The sequence below is a fragment of the Helicobacter pylori genome (genome assembly GCF_002832345.1).
GTDB lineage: Bacteria > Campylobacterota > Campylobacteria > Campylobacterales > Helicobacteraceae > Helicobacter > Helicobacter pylori_CP.
Genome location: NZ_PHLZ01000018.1, coordinates 1 through 20000 on the forward strand (window position 1 = coordinate 1; position 20000 = coordinate 20000).

The window sequence follows — 20000 nt, forward strand, 5'->3', positions numbered from 1 at the left end:
TCACGCATAAATATGTATCGCAAATTTATTATAAAAAACTTTTAGTGGAAAACGCGAGCGGTATTTTGAGCTTGTATCATGGGTATTTTTACGGGAATATCAATTATTTTAATGAAGCGATTATAACGATCATATCAACAAAGAAGGCTTTAAAAGGGTTATAATTAACTCTCATTGAGCGTATGGGTGTGAGAAAAATAAGCCTCAAATCCGTTTAAATCTTGGATCGGTTCTCATCAAACATGAATGGCTAAAACTTTTTGACTAACGCCAAGCTCTTTGCTATTAATTATAAAAAATGTTTTTAGCATTTTAGATTTTATTATCCATATTTGATGAGAGCCAAGCTTTTTTTATTTAAAAAGGGCTGTATCAATCACAATGAAATGTAATCCACTTCTTTGGGTCTTTGATGGTTAGCGATGAGTTGCTTACAGGTCGCAACGCCTTCTGAAGTGCCAACCATTAATAGCTTGGCTTCGCTTGCAATGATCGTTTCTCCATCGGGCATGGGGATGTATTTGCCATCTTTTTGAGTGATGCCAATCACAAACGCTTTAGCGATCTCTTTAAAATGGGCTTCTTTTAATTTCCTTAACACAAGCCAGCTGGTTTTAGGGACAATCACTTCCTCTAAGTCTAAAAGCGTGTCTTTTTTATTGATAAAGCGCTCTAAGATGTTTTCCATATCCGGACGCACCGCCATAGCACTCACTCTCTGCGCCATGAGCTTTGTAGGGGAGACCACCATATCAGCCCCTAATTTTTTTAATTTTTCTAAGCCTTCATCGCTATGCGCGCTCGCAATGATGTAGTAAGGTTTGCGCTTCAATTCCTTTTCAAACAAGCGCACGCTCACCATTAACGCCACATTCACCGGTAAAATCTTAGACAACGCCACAACGCCCCTAGCGCTGCTTAAGTGGGTTTTTAGCATGGCTAAATTGGTGTGCGGATCGCCTATGATGTAGTAGGGGTATTTGTGCTTAATGGCTTCTTCTTCAAAACTAGGGTCATTATCCACGACCACAAAAGGGATTTGAGCGGAGCGGAACTGCTTGCTCAATTCAATGGTGTATTCATTGTGGTAACAAATCACATAATGATCCTTAAGGCGTGCGATTTTATAAATCATACCTTTCTCCTTAATCAATCTGGTAAGCGTGCCTTTATTAACCACGCTAACTAAAATAGCCACGCTAAAGGCAATAATTCCTGCCCCAAAAAACATTAAAATGGAAGTTAAAAAAATACTTATAGGCCCGAACTGGCTTTCATTTAAAGCACCAAACCCTGTAGCTGTCATGGTGTAAGTCGTTTGAAAGAAAGCTTGCATAAGGCTATAATTTTCTAGGGCGAAATATCCTAGAGTGCCTAAAAGCACAAGCAATTGGATTAAAATAAGCGGGAGTCTAAAGACCTTAAATTGCTCATAGATTTCAGAATTTAAATTGACTTCTGGCTGATTTTCATCGTCTTTTTTGATTTTAAAAAATTTCAACTTTTCAAACAAAACCAATTCCTAGATCAAAATAAATTCTTTTGAAAGCGTTTACCTCTAAATTTAATCAAAACGCTAAACCTAAGCTGTGTTTTAATCCCAAAAAGAAGTTTAGATTTAAGGGGAGTTTTAAAAAGGTTATCAAAAACACCAAAACCACCCCTACAATCAAAACGGACAGAAATTCTAAAAACTAAGCCCCTTTACGCATGGTTCTTAAAGTGGAAGCAGCCACTTTAATGCGTTTAGTCGTGCCGTCGTCTAATTGGATCTTAATCGATCGCAAGTTAGGGAGTAAACGGCGTTTGTTTTTGTTGTTCGCATGACTGACATGGTTGCCTATCATAGGCCCTTTAAAAGTTAAAGTGCATCTTTTTGCCATTGTGTATCCTTAATATTGAAATAAACTTTGCATTATACTTAAAATAGCCTTTAAAAAGACTGATTTTAAGGCTAATTTTTAAATGGTTCGTTTAAGAACTACTTTTTTTGAGGCATAGAACTTTTAAAGCCTTTCATTCTATCAATAGCGTCTCGGTATTTGGTAATATTTTCTCCTGTAAGTTCTGTTACAGCTTTTTTCATGACAACCGCATACATTCTGTTTAAGATCTTATGTATCGCATCTTCTTTATTCTTTTCCAAATCTTCATGGATAATGCTGTCTGAAGAATCAAACCCTCCAGAATTACTGTGTTTGTAAGTATAGGTCATTGCCTGAAAAGTCCCTACTTCCACAGCAAAATCATGGACTACACGATTGCTTTCTGGCTCATAAAAATTAAACCACACAGAGCCTGAGCTTTGATCCACTAGCGTGTCTAAATTAGGATTATTGGGATCTTTTACATTCATTTTCAAATCTTCTAAGATTCCTACCCACCCTTTCAAATCCAAAACAGAAAAAATCTTTTTCTTATCTTGCGCATTTAAAGCTTTTTCATCTTGAAAACGCAACACTTGATAGCCTCTTTTTTCAAAAATAGTTTGGATTTGATTGGCCAAAGCGTCTTGAAACTTATCAATATAGGGTTTTAGATTATCGCTCACTTGAATGCGTGGCGCTAAAATACCTACAACATGGTGGTTTTGTGGGGCTTGAGCAATATGTATCGGATAATTAAAATCTAGCGGCGTAACATGTTCAGAGCTTGTTTGTATTCTTTCATGAGTTTGAACTTGATTTTTGGCGTCATTTGGTGTTTTTGTTTCAGCGCTTGGATTCACCGCACAACCGATCAACACGCTTGAAAGCCCTAAAGCAACTAACATTTTAGAATAAATTCTAACTTTTTTAAAAATAAGCGAACGCTCCATAAAAAACTCCTAAAAATTAAAACAAGCTCCCATTTTACTCTATTCATGCTATTTTTAAGTAAATCAATTTGCGCTACAATTTTTTCTAAATTTCAAGCATGGCGGTTTTAGGGGATTTTATGCTCTATTCTTTACTATATGGCTATTTTAATATCAATCTTTTCCAGTATTTGACCTTTAGAGCAGGGTTAGGGTTTTTCATAGCCTTTTTCCTCACGCTTTTTTTAATGCCTAAATTCATTCTATGGGCCAAGGCTAAAAAGGCTAATCAGCCCATTTCAAGCTTTGTGCCAAGCCACCAGAATAAAAAGGATACCCCTACGATGGGGGGGATTGTGTTTGTTTTTGCAACCATTGTTGCGAGCGTGTTGTGCGCGTCTTTGGGTAATCTTTATGTGTTGTTAGGGATAATCGTGTTAGTGGGCTTTAGTTTTGTGGGTTTTAGAGACGATTACACTAAAATCAACCAGCAAAATAACGCCGGAATGAGTGCGAAAATGAAATTTGGCATGCTGTTTGTCCTTTCGCTTGTGGTGTCTGTTTTATTGAGCCTTAAAGGGTTAGACACTTTTTTATACGCGCCTTTTTTGAAAAACCCCTTGTTTGAAATGCCCACGATGTTAGCGGTTGGTTTTTGGGTGTTGGTTTTTTTATCCACGAGCAATGCGGTGAATTTAACCGACGGGTTAGACGGCTTAGCGAGCGTGCCTAGCATTTTCACCCTTTTAAGCTTTTCTGTCTTTGTGTATGTGGCAGGGAATGCGGAATTTTCTAAATACTTGCTCTATCCTAAAGTCATAGATGTGGGGGAATTGTTTGTTGTCTCGTTGGCGTTAGTGGGATCGCTCTTTGGCTTTTTGTGGTATAACTGCAACCCGGCAAGCGTGTTTATGGGCGATAGCGGGAGTTTGGCTTTGGGGGGGTTTATCGCTTATAACGCTATTGTTTCGCATAATGAAATCTTACTCGTTTTAATGGGATCTATTTTTGTGGTAGAAACTTTGTCGGTGATCTTGCAAGTAGGGAGTTATAAAACCCGTAAAAAACGCCTTTTTTTAATGGCACCCATCCATCATCATTTTGAGCAAAAGGGTTGGGCAGAAAACAAGGTGATCGTGCGTTTTTGGATCATTTCTATGCTGAGTAATTTAATCGCTCTTTTAAGCTTGAAGGTGCGTTAAAATGAAAATCTCTTTATTGGGGCATGGCAAAACCACTTTAGCCCTAGCGCGTTTTTTTAAAAAAAACCACAACGAAGTCAAATTTTTTGATGATCAATTCACTTCATTTTTTAAGGATAGAGAGGGTTTTCTTTGCTACCCCAGTAAGGATTTTAACCCTAATGATTCCCAACTGGAGGTAGTCAGCCCTGGCATTAGTTTCACGCACCCTTTAGTCATGAAAGCCAAGCATTTAGTGAGCGAATACGATTATATTGACAGCTTGTTTGATTTGGTTTTCACGCCTACTATAATCAGTATTAGCGGCACTAACGGGAAAACCACCACAACCGAAATGCTCACCATGCTTTTAGAAGATTTTAAGGCTGTGAGTGGGGGGAATATCGGCACGCCCTTGATTGAATTGTTTGAAAAACAATCGCCCTTGTGGGTGTTAGAAACAAGCTCCTTTTCTTTGCATTACACCAATAAAGCTTACCCCTTAATCTACTTGCTCATCAATGTCAAAGCCGATCATTTGACTTGGCATTGCAATTTTGAAAATTATTTGAACGCTAAACTCAAGGTTTTAACATTGATGCCCAAAACTTCGCTCGCTATCCTCCCTTTAAAATTCAAAGAACACCCCATTATTCAAAACTCGCAAGCGCAAAAAATCTTTTTTGACAAAAGCGAAGAGGTTTTAGAGCGTTTAGAAATCCCTTCTAACGCTCTTTTTTTTAAGGGAGCGTTTTTATTGGACGCGGCCTTAGCCCTTTTAATTTATGAGCAATTTTTAAAAATAAAGAATTTAAAATGGCAAAATTATAAAGAAAACGCCCTTAAAAGACTGAACGCTTTTAAAATCGGATCGCATAAAATGGAAGAATTTAGGGATAAACAAGGGCGTTTGTGGGTAGATGACAGCAAGGCCACGAACATTGATGCCACCTTACAAGCTCTAAAAACCTTTAAAAACCAAAAAATCCATTTGATTTTAGGGGGCGATATTAAAGGGGTCAATTTAACCCCCCTTTTTGAAGAATTTAAAAACCATGAAGTAAGCCTTTATGCGATAGGATCAAGCGCTTTTATCATCCAAGCCTTAGCGTTAGAATTTAATGTTTCTTGTCAGGTTTGTTTGGAGTTAGAAAAAGCGGTTCAAGAAATTAAAAGCGTTTTATTGCAAAATGAAATCGCTTTGCTTTCACCCAGCGCGGCCAGTTTGGATCAATTTTCTTCGTATAAAGAAAGGGGTGAAAAATTTAAAGCGTTTGTTTTAAAGGATTAAAGCGTTTGAACCACTCCGTCTACTTGTGAAATTCTTTGAAAAATCTCGTTCCGTTCTGCTTCGTTTGAAACTTCCATAGAAACATTAAAGCTATAAAATTTAGCGTTTTTAGAAGTGTTCTTTAATTCCAATTTAAAGGGGCGTTGGTAGGTTTCTAAAAGCTCTTTTAACACGCTTTCATCTTTAGTGGTCATAATCACCCTATAATCCCAAAGGCAAGGGTAAATAATGGTGGGTTTTTTTAAATCAGACGGCATTGAATAGATCCTTAAACAATTTAGGAATGGCAATAGGGCTGTATGTGGAGCGATTGACAAAGCCAAACTTGATTTCTGAAGCAAAGACTTTAAAAGGCTTCATAGGCTCTAAAGAAGCGTTTTGGATACAATAAATTTCTTGAAAAAGCACCACAAAAACCTTTCTTAATTCTTTAATTTGCGTTCTTATTTCTAAGACCTGGCCAAGGCTTGCGGGGGTGAAAAAATCCGCTTTGATAGAGCGGATAACAAACACGCCTTCTTCATTTTCGGGCAAGACATTCTGTTTAAAAAAAAACTCGCTCCTAGCCCTTTCGCAATATTTCAAATAATTCGCATGATAGACCACGCCTTCAGAGTCGGTATCTTCGTAATATACCCTACAGCGCATTAATTCCCCTTACTTAAATAATGAAATTTTCTTAAAATTATACAATATGTAACTTAATTATAGTATAATCTAGGGGCGTTGCTTTATAATTTTAAGGTATTTTTGAAGCGGGTTTTTTCTTAAATCTTAAGATCTTTAAAGATTTCAAAAAACTAATACAGCAATAGTTGGACGATTAAAGACATTGCTCCTTAATTTTAATCATTGACAAGGAGTTTGGTAGTTAAGATATGGGTAATCATTTTTCTAAATTAGGATTTGTTTTAGCGGCTTTAGGGAGCGCGATAGGTTTAGGGCATATTTGGCGTTTCCCCTATATGACTGGGGTGAGCGGTGGGGGTGCTTTTGTTTTATTGTTTTTATTTTTATCCTTAAGCGTTGGCGCGGCGATGTTTATCGCTGAAATGCTATTAGGACAAAGCACGCAAAAAAATGTAATAGAAGCTTTTAAAGAGCTTGACCTTAACCCTAAAAAACGCTGGAAATACGCAGGGCTTTTGCTTATTTCTGGGCCATTAATACTGACTTTTTACGGCACGATTTTAGGCTGGGTGCTTTATTATTTGGTGAGTGTTAGTTTTAATTTGCCTAACAATATCCAAGAATCTGAACAAATTTTTACTCAAACTTTGCAGTCTATAGGGTTACAATCCATAGGGCTTTTTAGCGTTTTATTCATAACCGGATGGATTGTTTCTAGAGGGATTAAAGAAGGGATTGAAAAACTCAATCTAGTCTTAATGCCCTTACTCTTTGCCACTTTTTTTGGTTTGCTTTTTTATGCGATGAGCATGGATTCTTTTTCTAAAGCTTTCCATTTCATGTTTGATTTCAAACCAAAAGATTTGACTTCTCAAGTGTTCACTTATTCCTTGGGGCAGGTTTTCTTTTCTTTAAGCATCGGTTTAGGGATCAATATCACTTACGCTGCGGTTACTGATAAAACGCAGAATTTGCTTAAAAGCACGATTTGGGTGGTTTTATCAGGGATTTTAATTTCTCTTGTGGCAGGGCTTATGATTTTCACTTTTGTGTTTGAATACGGGGCGAATGTCTCACAAGGCACAGGGTTAATTTTCACTTCTTTACCGGTGGTTTTTGGCCAAATGGGAGCGATAGGCGTTCTTGTTTCAATTCTTTTCTTGCTCGCGCTCGCTTTTGCTGGCATCACTTCTACGGTGGCTTTATTAGAGCCAAGCGTGATGTATCTTACCGAAAGGTATCAATACTCTCGTTTTAAGGTTACTTGGGGTCTTGTAGCGCTCATTTTTATCGTAGGCGTGGTGTTGATTTTCTCGCTTCATAAAGATTATAAAGACTATCTCACTTTCTTTGAAAAAAGTCTTTTTGATTGGTTGGATTTTGCATCAAGCACCATTATCATGCCTTTAGGCGGGATGGCAACCTTTATTTTTATGGGCTGGGTTTTGAAAAAAGAAAAATTGCGTCTTTTAAGCACGCACTTTTTAGGCCCTAAATTGTTTGCAACTTGGTATTTCTTGCTTAAATATATCACCCCTTTAATTGTGTTTTCTATTTGGTTGAGCAAGATTTATTAAAACATTTAGCATGGGAAAATTTTCTAAATTAGGCTTTATTTTAGCCACTTTGGGTAGCTCTATCGGTTTAGGGCATATTTGGCGCTTTCCTTATATGGTAGGTCATAATGGGGGGAGCGCGTTTGTGCTTTTATATCTGGTGCTAACCTTGAGTTTAGGCATTGCTATGCTTTTAGTGGAAATGCTGATTGGGAATTTGGGTAAAAAAGATGTTGTTTCTAATTATCAAATCTTAGATCCTAAAAGGAAAAAATATTACCCTTTCACTTCTTTTTTTATTTTAGGCGGCCCTCTCATTTTATCCTTTTATGCGGTGGTGTTAGGCTGGGTGCTTTACTATCTTTTTGTAGTAACTTTTGATTTGCCTAAAGATTTAGAGCAAGCCAAAATGCAATTTAGCATGCTCCAAAATGGCAGTTTAATTTGGCCTGTTATTGGCTTTAGTGCATGCTTATTGCCGACAATATGGTTTGTTTCTAGGGGGATTGAAGAGGGGATTGAAAAATTAAATGTAGTGCTGATGCCGTTGTTGTTTGTTATTTTCATAGGGCTTTTAATCTATGCGATGACTTTAGAAAGCATGCCTAAGGCTTTGCACTTTTTGTTTAATTTTGAGATTCAAAAGATTGATTTTAAGGTTGTTATGGACGCTTTGGGGCAGATGTTCTTTTCTTTGAGTTTGGGGGTAGGCACGATTATTACTTATTCAGCTTTCACGCCCAAAAAAGAAAATCTATTCAAAAGCTCTTTATTTATTGTCTTACCCGGTATTTTAATCTCTTTGATTGCTGGGGTGATGATTTTCACCTTTGTGTTTGAATACCATGCAGATGTGTCTCAAGGGCCAGGGCTTGTTTTTATTTCCTTGCCTTTGACTTTCGCTAAAATGGGCATGAGCGGGCAGATTGTCTCGCTTTTTTTCTTTATGGCACTTGTTTTTGCCGGGATCACTTCCACGGTTTCTTTGATAGAGCCTTTAGCGCTTTATTTAATCAATCGTTTTAATTTTTCGCGCATTCAAGCGTCGCTATGGATAGGGGTTGTTGTGTATGTTTTAGGCGTTTTAGTCATTCTTTCTATGAATGAACGATACGCTAAGTTTTTAAGCTTCGCTCATAAGAGCGTGTTTGGGTGGCTGGATTTCATCACTTCTTCATTTTTAATGCCTTTGGGAGGCTTGTTTTCAGTCTTATTTATAGGATGGATTTTAAATAAAAAGCGTTCTTTTTTAGCCACGAAGCATTTCTTTAATGCAAACGCTTTCAAAGCGTGGCATTTTAGCGTTCGTTTTATCGCGCCTGTAGTGATTTTAGCGATTTTCATCTTGCAATTTAAGTGAAATAAAGATACTTGATGAAAAGCATTTTGATCTTTATGATTTTTGTAGTTTGTCAATTAGAGAGCAAAAAATTTTCACAAGATAATTTTAAGGTGGATTATAACTACTATTTGCGCAAACAGGATTTGCACATCATTAAAACGCAAAACGATTTATCTAATTCTTGGTATCTCCCTCCACAAAAAGCCCCCAAAGAACATTCTTGGGTGGATTTTGCTAAAAAATATTTAAACATGATGGATTATCTAGGCACTTACTTTCTGCCTTTTTATCATAGTTTCACCCCCATTTTTCAATGGTACCACCCCAATATCAACCCGTATCAACGCAATGAGTTTAAGTTCCAAATCAGTTTTAGAGTGCCTGTATTTAGGCATATTCTTTGGACTAAAGGCACGCTGTATTTGGCTTATACCCAAACTGACTGGTTTCAAATTTACAATGACCCCCAATCCGCTCCCATGCGAATGATCAATTTCATGCCTGAACTCATTTATGTTTATCCTATTAATTTTAAACCTTTTGGGGGTAAAATAGGGAATTTTTCTGAGATTTGGATAGGTTGGCAGCACATTTCTAATGGCGTGGGAGGCGCGCAATGTTACCAGCCTTTTAATAAAGAAGGTAATCCTGAAAACCAATTCCCAGGAGGGCCTGTAATCGTTAAAGATTATAACGGGCAAAAAGATGTGCGCTGGGGGGGGTGTCGTTCGGTGAGCGCGGGGCAACGCCCTGTGTTTCGTTTGGTGTGGGAAAAGGGAGGCCTAAAAATCATGGTCGCTTATTGGCCCTATGTCCCTTATGATCAATCCAACCCTAATTTGATTGATTATATGGGGTATGGTAACGCTAAAATTGATTACAGGAGAGGGCGCCATCATTTTGAATTGCAACTTTATGATATTTTCACGCAATACTGGCGTTATGATCGCTGGCATGGAGCTTTCCGCTTAGGCTATACCTATCGCATTAACCCTTTTGTGGGGATTTATGCGCAGTGGTTTAACGGCTATGGCGATGGCTTGTATGAATACGATGTTTTTTCCAATCGTATAGGGGTAGGAATACGCTTAAACCCTTAAAAAAGCGTTCTTTTATGCTATAATTAAGACCAAAAATTCAAGGGGATTATTCAGCTATGAAAATCAGTGTTAGTAAAAACGATTTAGAAAATGCTTTGCGCTACTTGCAAGCTTTTTTGGATAAAAAAGACGCTTCTTCTATCGCTTCACACATCCATTTAGAAGTCATTAAAGAAAAGCTTTTTTTAAAAGCCAGCGATTCAGATATTGGGCTAAAAAGCTATATTTTTACGCAATCCACCGATAAAGAGGGCGTAGGCACGATCAACGGGAAAAAGTTTTTGGATATTATCTCATGTTTGAAGGACTCCAATATTATTTTAGAGACTAAAGATGACAGCTTGGTGATCAAACAAAATAAAAGCTCTTTCAAACTCCCCATGTTTGACGCTGATGAGTTCCCTGAATTCCCTGTTATTGAGCCAAAAGTGAGTTTGGAAGTCAATGCCCCCTTTTTAATAGATGCGTTTAAAAAGATCGCTCCTGTGATTGAGCAAACTAGCCATAAAAGGGAATTAGCCGGTATTTTAATGCAATTTGATCAAAAACATCAAACCCTTTCAGTGGTAGGCACGGATACCAAACGGCTCTCTTACACGCAGTTAGAAAAAATCTCTATCCATTCCACTGAAGAAGACATCTCTTGTATTTTGCCTAAAAGGGCTTTATTAGAAATCCTTAAGCTTTTTTATGAAAATTTCAGTTTTAAAAGCGATGGCATGCTAGCGGTGGTTGAAAACGAAACGCACACTTTTTTCACCAAGCTTATTGATGGGAATTACCCCGATTATCAAAAAATCCTCCCCAAAGAATACATTTCTTCTTTCACTTTAGGCAAGGAAGAATTTAAAGAGAGCATTAAGTTGTGCAGTTCTTTAAGCTCCACCATTAAACTCACTTTAGAAAAAAATAACGCTTTGTTTGAATCTTTGGATTCTGAGCATAGCGAAACGGCTAAAACCTCTGTTGAGATTGAAAAAGGTTTGGATATTGAAAAAGCCTTTCATTTGGGCGTGAACGCTAAATTTTTCCTTGAAGCCTTAAACGCTTTAGGGACAACGCAATTCGTTTTAAAATGCAATGAGCCTTCTTCACCTTTTTTGATCCAAGAGCCTCTTGATGAAAAGCAAAGCCACTTGAACGCTAAAATCTCCACTTTGATGATGCCAATCACACTATAAAGGCTTGATTGAATGCAAAATTACCAGAGCCATAGTATTAAGGTTTTAAAAGGCTTAGAGGGGGTTAGGAAACGCCCTGGAATGTATATTGGCGATACCAATGTGGGTGGGTTGCACCACATGGTGTATGAAGTCGTGGATAACGCTGTAGATGAGAGCATGGCGGGCTTTTGCGATAGGATTAATATCACTTTGACTAGTGAGGGGTCATGCGTTGTAGAAGATAACGGGCGAGGCATTCCTGTAGATATTCACCCCACGGAAAAAATCCCCGCTTGCACTGTGGTTTTAACGATTTTGCATGCGGGGGGTAAGTTTGATAATGATACTTATAAGGTTTCAGGCGGTTTGCATGGCGTGGGCGTTTCGGTTGTGAACGCTTTGAGCAAACGCTTGATTATGACCATTAAAAAAGAGGGTCAAATCTATCGCCAAGAGTTTGAAAAGGGTATCCCCATTAGCGAGCTTGAAGTCATTGGCAAGACTAAAAGCGCTAAAGAAAGCGGCACGACTATTGAATTTTTCCCTGATGAAAGCGTGATGGAGGTCGTTGAATTTCAAGCGGGTATTTTGCAAAAGCGCTTCAAAGAAATGGCGTATCTTAACGACGGCTTAAAAATTTCTTTCAAAGAAGAAAAAACCCAACTGCAAGAGACTTATTTCTATAAAGACGGCTTGAAACAATTCGTGAAAGACAGCGCTAAAAAAGAATTGCTCACCCCCATTATTGCGTTTAAAAGCATGGATGAAGAAACGCGCACTTCTATAGAGGTCGCTTTGGCGTATGCTGATGATTACAATGAAAACACTTTAAGCTTTGTGAATAACATTAAAACTTCTGAGGGCGGCACGCATGAGGCGGGCTTTAAAATGGGCTTGTCTAAGGCGATTTTACAATACATTGACAATAATATTAAAACTAAAGAGTCGCGCCCCATCTCTGAAGACATTAAAGAGGGCTTGATCGCTGTTGTGAGCTTGAAAATGAGCGAGCCGTTATTTGAAGGGCAGACTAAATCCAAACTCGGCAGTTCGTATGCGCGCGCGTTGGTTTCAAAATTAGTCTATGATAAAATCCATCAGTTTTTAGAAGAAAACCCTAACGAAGCTAAAATCATCGCTAATAAAGCCCTACTAGCCGCAAAAGCCAGAGAAGCCAGTAAGAAAGCCAGGGAGCTTACAAGGAAAAAAGATAATTTGAGTGTCGGCACCTTGCCTGGAAAATTAGCCGATTGCCAGAGCAAAGACCCCTTAGAGAGTGAAATCTTTTTAGTGGAGGGCGATAGCGCGGGCGGGAGCGCTAAACAAGGGCGCGATAGGGTTTTTCAAGCGATCTTGCCCTTAAAGGGTAAGATTTTAAATGTGGAAAAAAGCCATTTGTCAAAGATCCTAAAATCAGAAGAAATTAAAAACATGATCACGGCTTTTGGGTGTGGCATTCAAGAGAGCTTTGATATAGAAAGATTGCGCTATCATAAAATCATTATCATGACCGATGCTGATGTGGATGGGAGCCATATCCAAACCTTGCTGATGACTTTTTTCTATCGTTATTTACGCCCGCTGATTGAACAAGGGCATGTTTATATCGCTCAAGCCCCTCTTTACAAATACAAGAAGGGCAAAACAGAAATTTATCTTAAAGACAGCGTCGCTTTGGATCATTTTTTAATTGAGCATGGCATCAATTCGGTGGATATTGAAGGGATTGGCAAGAACGATTTGATGAATTTGTTAAAAGTGGCGCGCCATTACCGCTACGCACTTTTGGAATTAGAAAAACGCTACAATTTGCTAGAAATTTTACGCTTTCTCATTGAAACTAAGGACGCCTTAAGCCTTGATATGAAAGTTTTAGAAAAAAGCATTTTGGAAAAATTAGAGGGCTTGAATTATCAGATCTTACGCTCTTTTGCTACTGAAGAAAGCTTGCATTTGCACACGCAAACCCCTAAGGGCTTGGTGGAATTTAACCTAGATGACAACCTCTTTAAAGAAGTGTTGTTTGAAGAAGCGCATTACACTTATCAAAAGCTTATGGAGTATAATTTAGATTTCTTGGAAAATAAGGATATTTTGGCGTTTTTAGAAGAAGTGGAAAATCACGCTAAAAAGGGAGCGAATATCCAGCGCTATAAGGGGCTAGGCGAGATGAACCCTAATGATTTATGGGAAACGACCATGCATAAAGAAAACCGCAGCTTAATCAAACTCAAAATTGAAGATTTGGAAAAAACCGATGCAGTCTTTTCGCTTTGCATGGGCGATGAAGTAGAGCCTAGAAGAGCCTTTATCCAAGCGCATGCTAAAGACGTGAAACAACTAGATGTGTAAGGGATTTTAATCGCCACTCCCAAACATTTAACCAAACAAGAGAGCGTGAATTTAGGGGCTTACTACACGCCCCCTTATTTAGTGGATTATGCTTACAGGCTTTTAAAAAAGCATGTTGGTATTGAAAACTACACGCTTTTAGACACCGCATGTGGCAATAAAGAGTTTTTAAAACTCCACCACCCTAAAAAAATAGGAGCGGATATTGACCCTAAGTGTGGTGCTTTAATAATAAACGCTCTAGCCAATCCTAAAAGAGAAAATTATGGCGTTAGCCAAGATGAGCCTTTAATCATCGTGGGCAATCCCCCCTATAACGATAGAACTTCCTTTATCAAACAAGATATTAAAAATAAAGATTTCATTTTTGAGATAGACAACGATTTGAAATCTAGGGATTTAGGGATAAGTTTTTTAAAATCTTTCGCAATTTTAAAGCCGGCGTTTATTTGCGTGTTACACCCTTTATCTTATCTCATCAAAGAGGCTAATTTTAAGCAATTAAAGCTATTTAAGGATCATTACAGGCTTTTAGACGCTTTGGTTGTTTCTTCTAAATCTTTCACTAAGAGTAACGAATTTCCTATTGTGATAGCTTTATATGAGCGAGGGCGAATGGACTATGCAGGTATTAGGCGTTTTATTTTTCCAACTGATTGCGATACGACGCTATGCTTAAACGATTTTGACTATATAGCCAATTATGTGGATAAATACCCTAACGCTAAAAAGGTTGGGGCATGCGTGGGCTATTTTTTCCCTATGCGAGACATTAACGCTCTCAAACGCAACAAAACTTTTTTAAACGCGCCAAGCGCTAATGCGGTGCGAATCAGTCAAGATAAATTGATTTATTACCAATATATCCATTATTTTAAGGAAATCGCCCCTAAAATCCCTTATTATTTTGGTAATTTGGATATTATTATTGATCATTTTGCTTTTTTAGAAATTAAAGACGCTTTTTTAAAAGATAAAAGAGTGCGTTTAGAATACTTTAAAAAATTGTTTCAAGGACACCCTTGTGAGTTTGATTAAAATTAACCATGATGAAAAAGTGATTGAGGTTTCCATTCCTTTAACTTCAATTTCAGGCAAAGTGCGTGTGAAAATCAGACATGCCTTTAGCGATTATGGTGTTTCAACAGCGACTAGAAAAATCCCTTTTAGCTTAAAGCATTATGTAGAGTGGCAAATCGGTTATGATGTCCCCATTAAAGATAAAGAAAAATTTGAACTCACTACTTTAAAAGATGAAAAATATCATTTTTTAGGGGCTAATAATAAAGTAAAAACTCTTTATGAATTGAGCGAAATGATTTATTACGCTAAGCAATTAGGTTTAATCAGTTTAGAAAATTTAGAAAATACTTTAAAATATTTAGAAAAACAAAAACAATTTATAGAAGATAATTTTATGATTACAAGAGAAAGATTTAGATCGCATCAATTTGGTGGCATGGATTTTGAACTTTCACGCATTTCTTACCCTTTACTCATTCATTCTTTCAACGATAATCAGTTGAGCGAAATCGTTATTAGAGAGCAACAATATGGCTCTAAAACTCAAGCCATGCTGTATTTTTGCTTTTCTATTTTGGAATTAAAAACCGCTACTCCCTTATTAAATAGAACGGCTATGCTCAAAGAACATGCTTTTTTAACCATCAATAAAACCAACGCTCTCATGTTTTTAGAAATGCTTAAAATTTTTGGACTTTTAAGCCAAGCGCACCATAAAGATGTGTTAAAGATTTTAGAAAAAATACTTCAAAATTAACAATGATACGGATTGTTAGAAAGGGAATATCCAACGCTATAAAGGTCTAGGTGGGATAAAACCATTTATGAGAAACCACCATGCATCAATAAAACGCGCTTCATAAAGCTATAAAAACAAGGTTAGGCTTTAAACTTGTCGTTTTTCTTTAATGGCTTATGTTATACTAATAAAATACAGATTCAATTGAAGGCATTAAACAACTGCATGGTATTTTTTCATAAGAAAATTATTTTAAATTTTATCTATTCTTTAATGGTTGCTTTTTTATCCCATGGGGTTCTTTTAAAAGCCGATGGAATGGCTAAAAAGCAAACTTTATTGGTGGGTGAAAGGCTTGTATGGGATAAGCTCACGCTGTTAGGGTTTTTAGAAAAAAACCATATCCCCCAAAAACTTTACTACAACCTGAGTTTTCAAGATAAAGAATTGAGCGCTGAAATCCAAAGCAATGTTACCTATTACACTTTAAGAGATGCTAACAACACGCTCATTCAAGCCCTTATCCCTATAAGCCAGGATTTACAAATCCATATTTATAAAAAAGGGGAGGATTATTTTTTAGATTTTATCCCCATTATATTCACTCGTAAAGAAAAAACTTTGCTTCTTTCTTTACAAACTTCGCCCTATCAAGATATTGTCAAAGCCACCAATGACCCCCTTTTAGCCAACCAATTGATGAACGCGTATAAAAAAAGCGTGCCTTTTAAACGCTTAGCAAAAAACGATAAAATCGCTATCGTTTATACAAGAGATTATCGTGTGGGGCAAGCGTTTGGCCAGCCGACTATCAAAATGGCAATGGTTAGCTCTCGCTCTAACCAATACTATCTCTTTTCCCATTCAAACGGGCGTTATTACGATTCAAAAGCGCAAGAAGTGGCAGGGTTTTTACTAGAAACCCCGGTGAAATACACCCGCATTTCTTCGCCTTTTTCGTATGGGAGATTCCATCCTGTTTTAAAAGTCAGACGGCCTCATTACGGCGTGGATTATGCGGCTAAACATGGCAGTTTGATCCATTCTGCTTCAGATGGTCGTGTGGGTTTTATAGGGGTTAGGGCGGGGTATGGGAATGTGGTTGAAATCCATTTGAATGAATTGCGCTTGGTGTATGCTCACATGAGTGCGTTCGCTAAGGGGTTGAAAAAAGGCTCGTTCGTTAAAAAAGGGCAAATCATAGGAAGAGTGGGAAGCACCGGTTTAAGCACCGGACCGCATTTGCATTTTGGCGTGTATAAAAACTCCCGCCCGATTAATCCTTTAGGCTATATCCGCACCGCTAAAAGCAAATTATACGGCAAGCAAAGAGAGGTTTTTTTAGAAAAAGCTCAGCATTCTAAGCAAAAATTAGAAGAACTTTTTAAAACCCATCCTTTTGAAAAAAATTCATTTTATCTTTTGGAGGGTTTTTAATGTCTTATTTTAAGAATGCTTTCAATCAAAAATCTTTAATAGATGATTCCAGTGTGTATTTAGAGCCTTGTTCTAGCTCTAATTTCATAGAATTAAAACGCATGCATTATAATGAAGAGAATACTAAGAAAACATGGGATATTATTAAGTCTTTAGACAGCGTGGCGGTTTTACTCTATGAAAAAGAATCCGATTGCTTTGTGATTGTGAAACAATTCCGCCCAGCCATTTATGCGCGCCATTTTCATTTTAAGCGCGATCAAGATCAAAATATTGACGGATACACTTATGAATTGTGCGCGGGGCTTGTGGATAAAGCTAATAAGAGTTTAGAAGAAATCGCTTGCGAAGAAGCGCTAGAAGAATGCGGTTATCAAATTAGCCCTAAAAATTTAGAAACCATAGGCCAATTTTATAGCGCGACTGGGCTGAGCGGGAGTTTGCAAACGCTCTATTACGCTGAAGTGCATAAGAATTTGAGGGTTTCAAAGGGTGGGGGGATTGATACAGAAAAGATTGAAGTGCTGTTTTTAGAGCGATCAAAAGCTCTTGATTTTATAATGGATTTTCAATACGCTAAAACCACCGGATTGTCTTTAGCTATTTTGTGGCATTTAAAAAAGTTTAAAAATGTTTAAAAGGAATTGTATGTTAAGGCTTTTGATAGGACTTCTTTTAATGAGTTTTATAAGCTTGCAATCAGCCTCTTGGCAAGAACCCTTAAGAGTGAGTATAGAATTTGTGGATTTGCCTAAAAAAATCATTCGTTTTCCGGCTCATGATTTGCAAGTGGGGGAGTTTGGTTTTGTCGTTACTAAACTTTCAGATTATGAAATCGTTAATTCTGAAGTGGTCATTATCGCCGTTGAAAATGGCGTCGCAACGGCTAAATTCAGAGCGTTTGAGTCTATGAAACAAAGCCATTTACCCACTCCAAGAATGGTCGCTAGAAAGGGCGATTTAGTCTATTTTAGGCAATTTAATAACCAAGCGTTTTTAATCGCTCCTAATGATGAAATCTATGAGCAAATCAGAGCGACTAATACTGATATTAATTTTATTAGTTCCGATTTGTTGGTTACTTTTTTGAATGGGTTTGACCCAAAAATCGCTAATTTAAGAAAAGCGTGCAATGTTTATAGCGTTGGGGTGATTTATATTGTAACCACGAACACGCTCAATATTTTAAGCTGTGAGAGTTTTGAAATTTTAGAAAAAAGAGAGCTGGATACAAGCGGCGTTACTAAAACTTCCACGCCGTTTTTTTCTAGGGTTGAGGGCATTGATGCAGGCACGCTGGGGAAACTTTTTTCAGGCAGTCAGTCTAAAAACTACTTCGCTTACTATGACGCTTTAGTGAAAAAAGAAAAACGCAAAGAAGTAAGGATTAAAAAGAGGGAAGAAAAGATTGATTCTAGAGAAATTAAACGAGAAATCAAGCAAGAGGCTATTAAAGAGCCTAAAAAAGCCAATCAAGGCACAGAAAACGCTCCTACTTTAGAAGAGAAAAACTACCAAAAAGCAGAGCGAAAACTTGATGCTAAAGAAGAAAGGCGCTATTTAAGAGATGAAAGGAAAAAAGCCAAAGCCACCAAAAAGGCTATGGGATTTGAAGAAAGAGAAAAAGAGCATGATGAAAGAGACGAGAGAGAGACTGAAGGAAGAAGAAAAGCTTTAGAAATGGATAAAGGCAATGAAAAAGTCAATGCCAAAGAAAATGAGCAAGAAATCAAGCAAGAAGCCATTAAAGAGCCAGATAATGGAAATAACGCCACCCAACAAGGCGAAAACAAAAACGCTCCTAAAGAGAACAACGCTTCTAAAGAAGAGAAAAAACCAAATTCTAAAGAAGAAAAACGCCGCTTGAAAGAAGAAAAGAAAAAAGCCAAAGCCGAACAAAGAGCGAGAGAATTTGAACAAAGAGCGAAAGAGCATCAAGAAAGAGATGAAAAAGAGCTTGAAGAGCGAAGAAAGGCGCTAGAAGCGGGTAAAAAATAACATGTTAGAGAAACAACACATCCAATACTTTAAAAACCTAGTAGGGGGAGAGGATTTTTTCACTGATTTAGTGCATTTGAACGCTTATTGCTATGACGCTACCAAAGAAAGGCATTTGCCTAGCGGTGTGATTTTCCCTAGAAACGAGCGAGAAATCAGCCAGATTTTAAAATATTGCAACGAGCATCGCATCATCGTTGTGCCTAGGGGGGCTGGGAGCGGTTTTACAGGGGGGGCGTTGAGCGTGAGCGGAGGGCTAGTTTTAAGCGTGGAAAAGCATTTGGATAAGATTTTAGAGATTGACACTAAAAATTTAATCGCTAGAGTCGAACCGGGCGTGATTAACAAGCATTTCCAAAACGAAGTGGAAAAATTGAATCTCTTCTACCCCCCAGATCCAGCGAGTGAAAATCAAAGCACTTTAGGGGGGAATGTCGCTGAAAATGCCGGTGGCATGCGCGCGGCTAAATACGGCATCACTAAAGACTATGTCATGGCTTTAAGGGTGGTTTTAGCGAATGGTGAAATCATAAGGGCAGGCAAAAAAACGATCAAAGATGTCGCCGGCTTTAATGTTGCAGGGCTGATGATCGCTAGTGAGGGGTGTTTGGGCGTGATTTCTGAAATCACTTTAAAGCTTTTAGCCAAACCGCCCCTAAAACAAAGCGCAATGGGGGTTTTTAACCATATTGAAGACGCCATGAACGCTGTTTATAAGACAATGAGCAGCGGCGTTACGCCTGTGGCGATGGAATTTTTGGATAATTTGAGTATTAAAGCGGTTGAAGAGCGATTTTCTAAAGGCTTACCCAAAGACGCTGGAGCGATACTCATCACTCAAGTGGATGGCGTGGTTAAAGAGCAGATTGCATGGCAACTCAATGAGATAGAAAAGCATTTCAAAGCCAATGGTTGCGTTGGTTTTAAGATCGCTCAAAACGAACAAGAAGAGCAAGATTTATGGTTTTCAAGGCGTAACGCTTCTCAAAGTATTAGCGTTTATGGTAAAAAGAAATTGAATGAAGACGTGACCGTTCCTAGGGCTAGTTTGCCGAGTTTGTTACAAGAAGTCGCTAAAATAAGCCAAAAATACGGCTTTAAAATCCCTTGCTTTGGGCATACGGGCGATGGCAATGTGCATGTGAATATCATGCTAGAAGATCCTAAAAAAGATTTAGAAAAAGGCCATAAGGCTATGGAAGAGATTTTTCAGGCCGCCATTAGTTTGGAGGGGACTTTAAGCGGGGAACATGGCATAGGCTTGTCTAAAGCCAAATTCATGCCTTTAGCGTTTAATCATAGTGAAATGGAGCTTTTTAGGAACATTAAAAAAGCCCTTGATCCTAATAATATTTTAAACCCTTTTAAAATGGGGCTATAAAATTTAAAAG

Annotated in this window: 18 protein-coding genes; 13 read left to right on the forward strand and 5 right to left on the reverse strand. The window is 37.8% G+C overall.

Going from position 1 to position 20000, the window contains the following annotated elements; genetic code table 11:
- Nucleotides 1-376: 376 nt before the first annotated feature.
- The 3 genes from CXY28_RS05845 to CXY28_RS05860 form a co-directional block, all read right to left on the reverse strand.
- On the reverse strand, nucleotides 377-1513 hold the full coding sequence (locus CXY28_RS05845) for a potassium channel family protein (RefSeq protein WP_100979916.1): 1137 nt from the start codon (nucleotides 1511-1513) through the stop codon (nucleotides 377-379).
- Nucleotides 1514-1694: 181 nt separating this feature from the next.
- Nucleotides 1695-1883 (reverse strand): 50S ribosomal protein L28, encoded by a 189-nt coding sequence (gene rpmB / locus CXY28_RS05855; RefSeq protein ID WP_001119005.1) that lies wholly within the window; start codon nucleotides 1881-1883, stop codon nucleotides 1695-1697.
- Nucleotides 1884-1981: 98 nt separating this feature from the next.
- Nucleotides 1982-2818: an HpaA family protein gene (locus tag CXY28_RS05860; RefSeq protein WP_100979918.1), complete on the reverse strand. Its 837-nt coding sequence runs from the start codon at nucleotides 2816-2818 to the stop codon at nucleotides 1982-1984.
- 119 nt (nucleotides 2819-2937) lie between these two features.
- Here CXY28_RS05860 and mraY point away from each other — a divergent pair, with 119 nt between their 5' ends.
- Nucleotides 2938-3999, forward strand: coding sequence for a phospho-N-acetylmuramoyl-pentapeptide-transferase (gene mraY, locus CXY28_RS05865; protein ID WP_100979920.1), 1062 nt, complete (start codon nucleotides 2938-2940; stop codon nucleotides 3997-3999).
- Nucleotide 4000: 1 nt separating this feature from the next.
- The gene (gene murD, locus CXY28_RS05870; RefSeq protein WP_100979922.1) at nucleotides 4001-5269 is read left to right on the forward strand and encodes a UDP-N-acetylmuramoyl-L-alanine--D-glutamate ligase; all 1269 of its coding nucleotides are present in this window, start codon (nucleotides 4001-4003) and stop codon (nucleotides 5267-5269) included.
- Here the strand turns inward: murD and CXY28_RS05875 are convergent.
- Nucleotides 5266-5526 carry an HP0495 family protein gene (locus tag CXY28_RS05875; RefSeq protein WP_100972641.1) on the reverse strand — a complete coding sequence of 87 codons (261 nt, stop codon included), beginning with the start codon at nucleotides 5524-5526 and terminating at the stop codon, nucleotides 5266-5268. The two genes, murD and CXY28_RS05875, sit on opposite strands and share 4 nt — an antisense overlap.
- Nucleotides 5516-5917, reverse strand: a complete 402-nt coding sequence (gene ybgC, locus CXY28_RS05880; protein WP_001203794.1) for an acyl-CoA thioesterase YbgC — start codon at nucleotides 5915-5917, stop codon at nucleotides 5516-5518. Before ybgC ends, CXY28_RS05875 begins: the two co-directional genes overlap by 11 nt.
- Before the next feature lie 230 nt (nucleotides 5918-6147).
- Here ybgC and CXY28_RS05885 point away from each other — a divergent pair, with 230 nt between their 5' ends.
- The 11 genes from CXY28_RS05885 (at nucleotide 6148) to glcD (ending at nucleotide 19990) form a co-directional block, all read left to right on the forward strand.
- Nucleotides 6148-7476 (forward strand): sodium-dependent transporter, encoded by a 1329-nt coding sequence (locus CXY28_RS05885; RefSeq protein ID WP_078269663.1) that lies wholly within the window; start codon nucleotides 6148-6150, stop codon nucleotides 7474-7476.
- A gap of 10 nt (nucleotides 7477-7486) precedes the next feature.
- Entirely contained in the window at nucleotides 7487-8815 is a 1329-nt protein-coding gene (locus CXY28_RS05890; RefSeq protein WP_100972647.1) for a sodium-dependent transporter, read from the forward strand.
- A 14-nt stretch (nucleotides 8816-8829) separates the two neighbouring features.
- Complete coding sequence (locus CXY28_RS05895; RefSeq protein WP_100979923.1) at nucleotides 8830-9897, forward strand: phospholipase A; 1068 nt, start codon at nucleotides 8830-8832, stop codon at nucleotides 9895-9897.
- Between the two features lie 56 nt (nucleotides 9898-9953).
- Nucleotides 9954-11078, forward strand: coding sequence for a DNA polymerase III subunit beta (gene dnaN, locus CXY28_RS05900; RefSeq protein ID WP_100979925.1), 1125 nt, complete (start codon nucleotides 9954-9956; stop codon nucleotides 11076-11078).
- A 12-nt stretch (nucleotides 11079-11090) separates the two neighbouring features.
- Nucleotides 11091-13412 carry a DNA topoisomerase (ATP-hydrolyzing) subunit B gene (gyrB, locus tag CXY28_RS05905; protein ID WP_100979927.1) on the forward strand — a complete coding sequence of 774 codons (2322 nt, stop codon included), beginning with the start codon at nucleotides 11091-11093 and terminating at the stop codon, nucleotides 13410-13412.
- Nucleotides 13413-13457: 45 nt separating this feature from the next.
- A complete protein-coding gene (locus CXY28_RS05910; RefSeq protein ID WP_100979929.1) occupies nucleotides 13458-14450 on the forward strand; it encodes an adenine methyltransferase in 993 nt (330 codons plus the stop codon).
- The gene (locus tag CXY28_RS05915; protein ID WP_100979931.1) at nucleotides 14437-15192 is read left to right on the forward strand and encodes a R.Pab1 family restriction endonuclease; all 756 of its coding nucleotides are present in this window, start codon (nucleotides 14437-14439) and stop codon (nucleotides 15190-15192) included. The genes CXY28_RS05910 and CXY28_RS05915 overlap by 14 nt, the downstream gene beginning before the upstream one ends.
- A gap of 207 nt (nucleotides 15193-15399) precedes the next feature.
- Entirely contained in the window at nucleotides 15400-16611 is a 1212-nt protein-coding gene (csd3, locus tag CXY28_RS05920) for a peptidoglycan DD-metalloendopeptidase Csd3 (RefSeq protein WP_100979933.1), read from the forward strand.
- Nucleotides 16611-17249, forward strand: coding sequence for an NUDIX hydrolase (locus CXY28_RS05925; protein ID WP_078250544.1), 639 nt, complete (start codon nucleotides 16611-16613; stop codon nucleotides 17247-17249). The genes csd3 and CXY28_RS05925 overlap by 1 nt, the downstream gene beginning before the upstream one ends.
- A gap of 10 nt (nucleotides 17250-17259) precedes the next feature.
- The gene (gene pgbA, locus CXY28_RS05930; RefSeq protein ID WP_100979935.1) at nucleotides 17260-18609 is read left to right on the forward strand and encodes a plasminogen-binding protein PgbA; all 1350 of its coding nucleotides are present in this window, start codon (nucleotides 17260-17262) and stop codon (nucleotides 18607-18609) included.
- A 1-nt stretch (nucleotide 18610) separates the two neighbouring features.
- Nucleotides 18611-19990: a glycolate oxidase subunit GlcD gene (glcD, locus tag CXY28_RS05935; protein ID WP_100979937.1), complete on the forward strand. Its 1380-nt coding sequence runs from the start codon at nucleotides 18611-18613 to the stop codon at nucleotides 19988-19990.
- Nucleotides 19991-20000 lie beyond the last annotated feature (10 nt).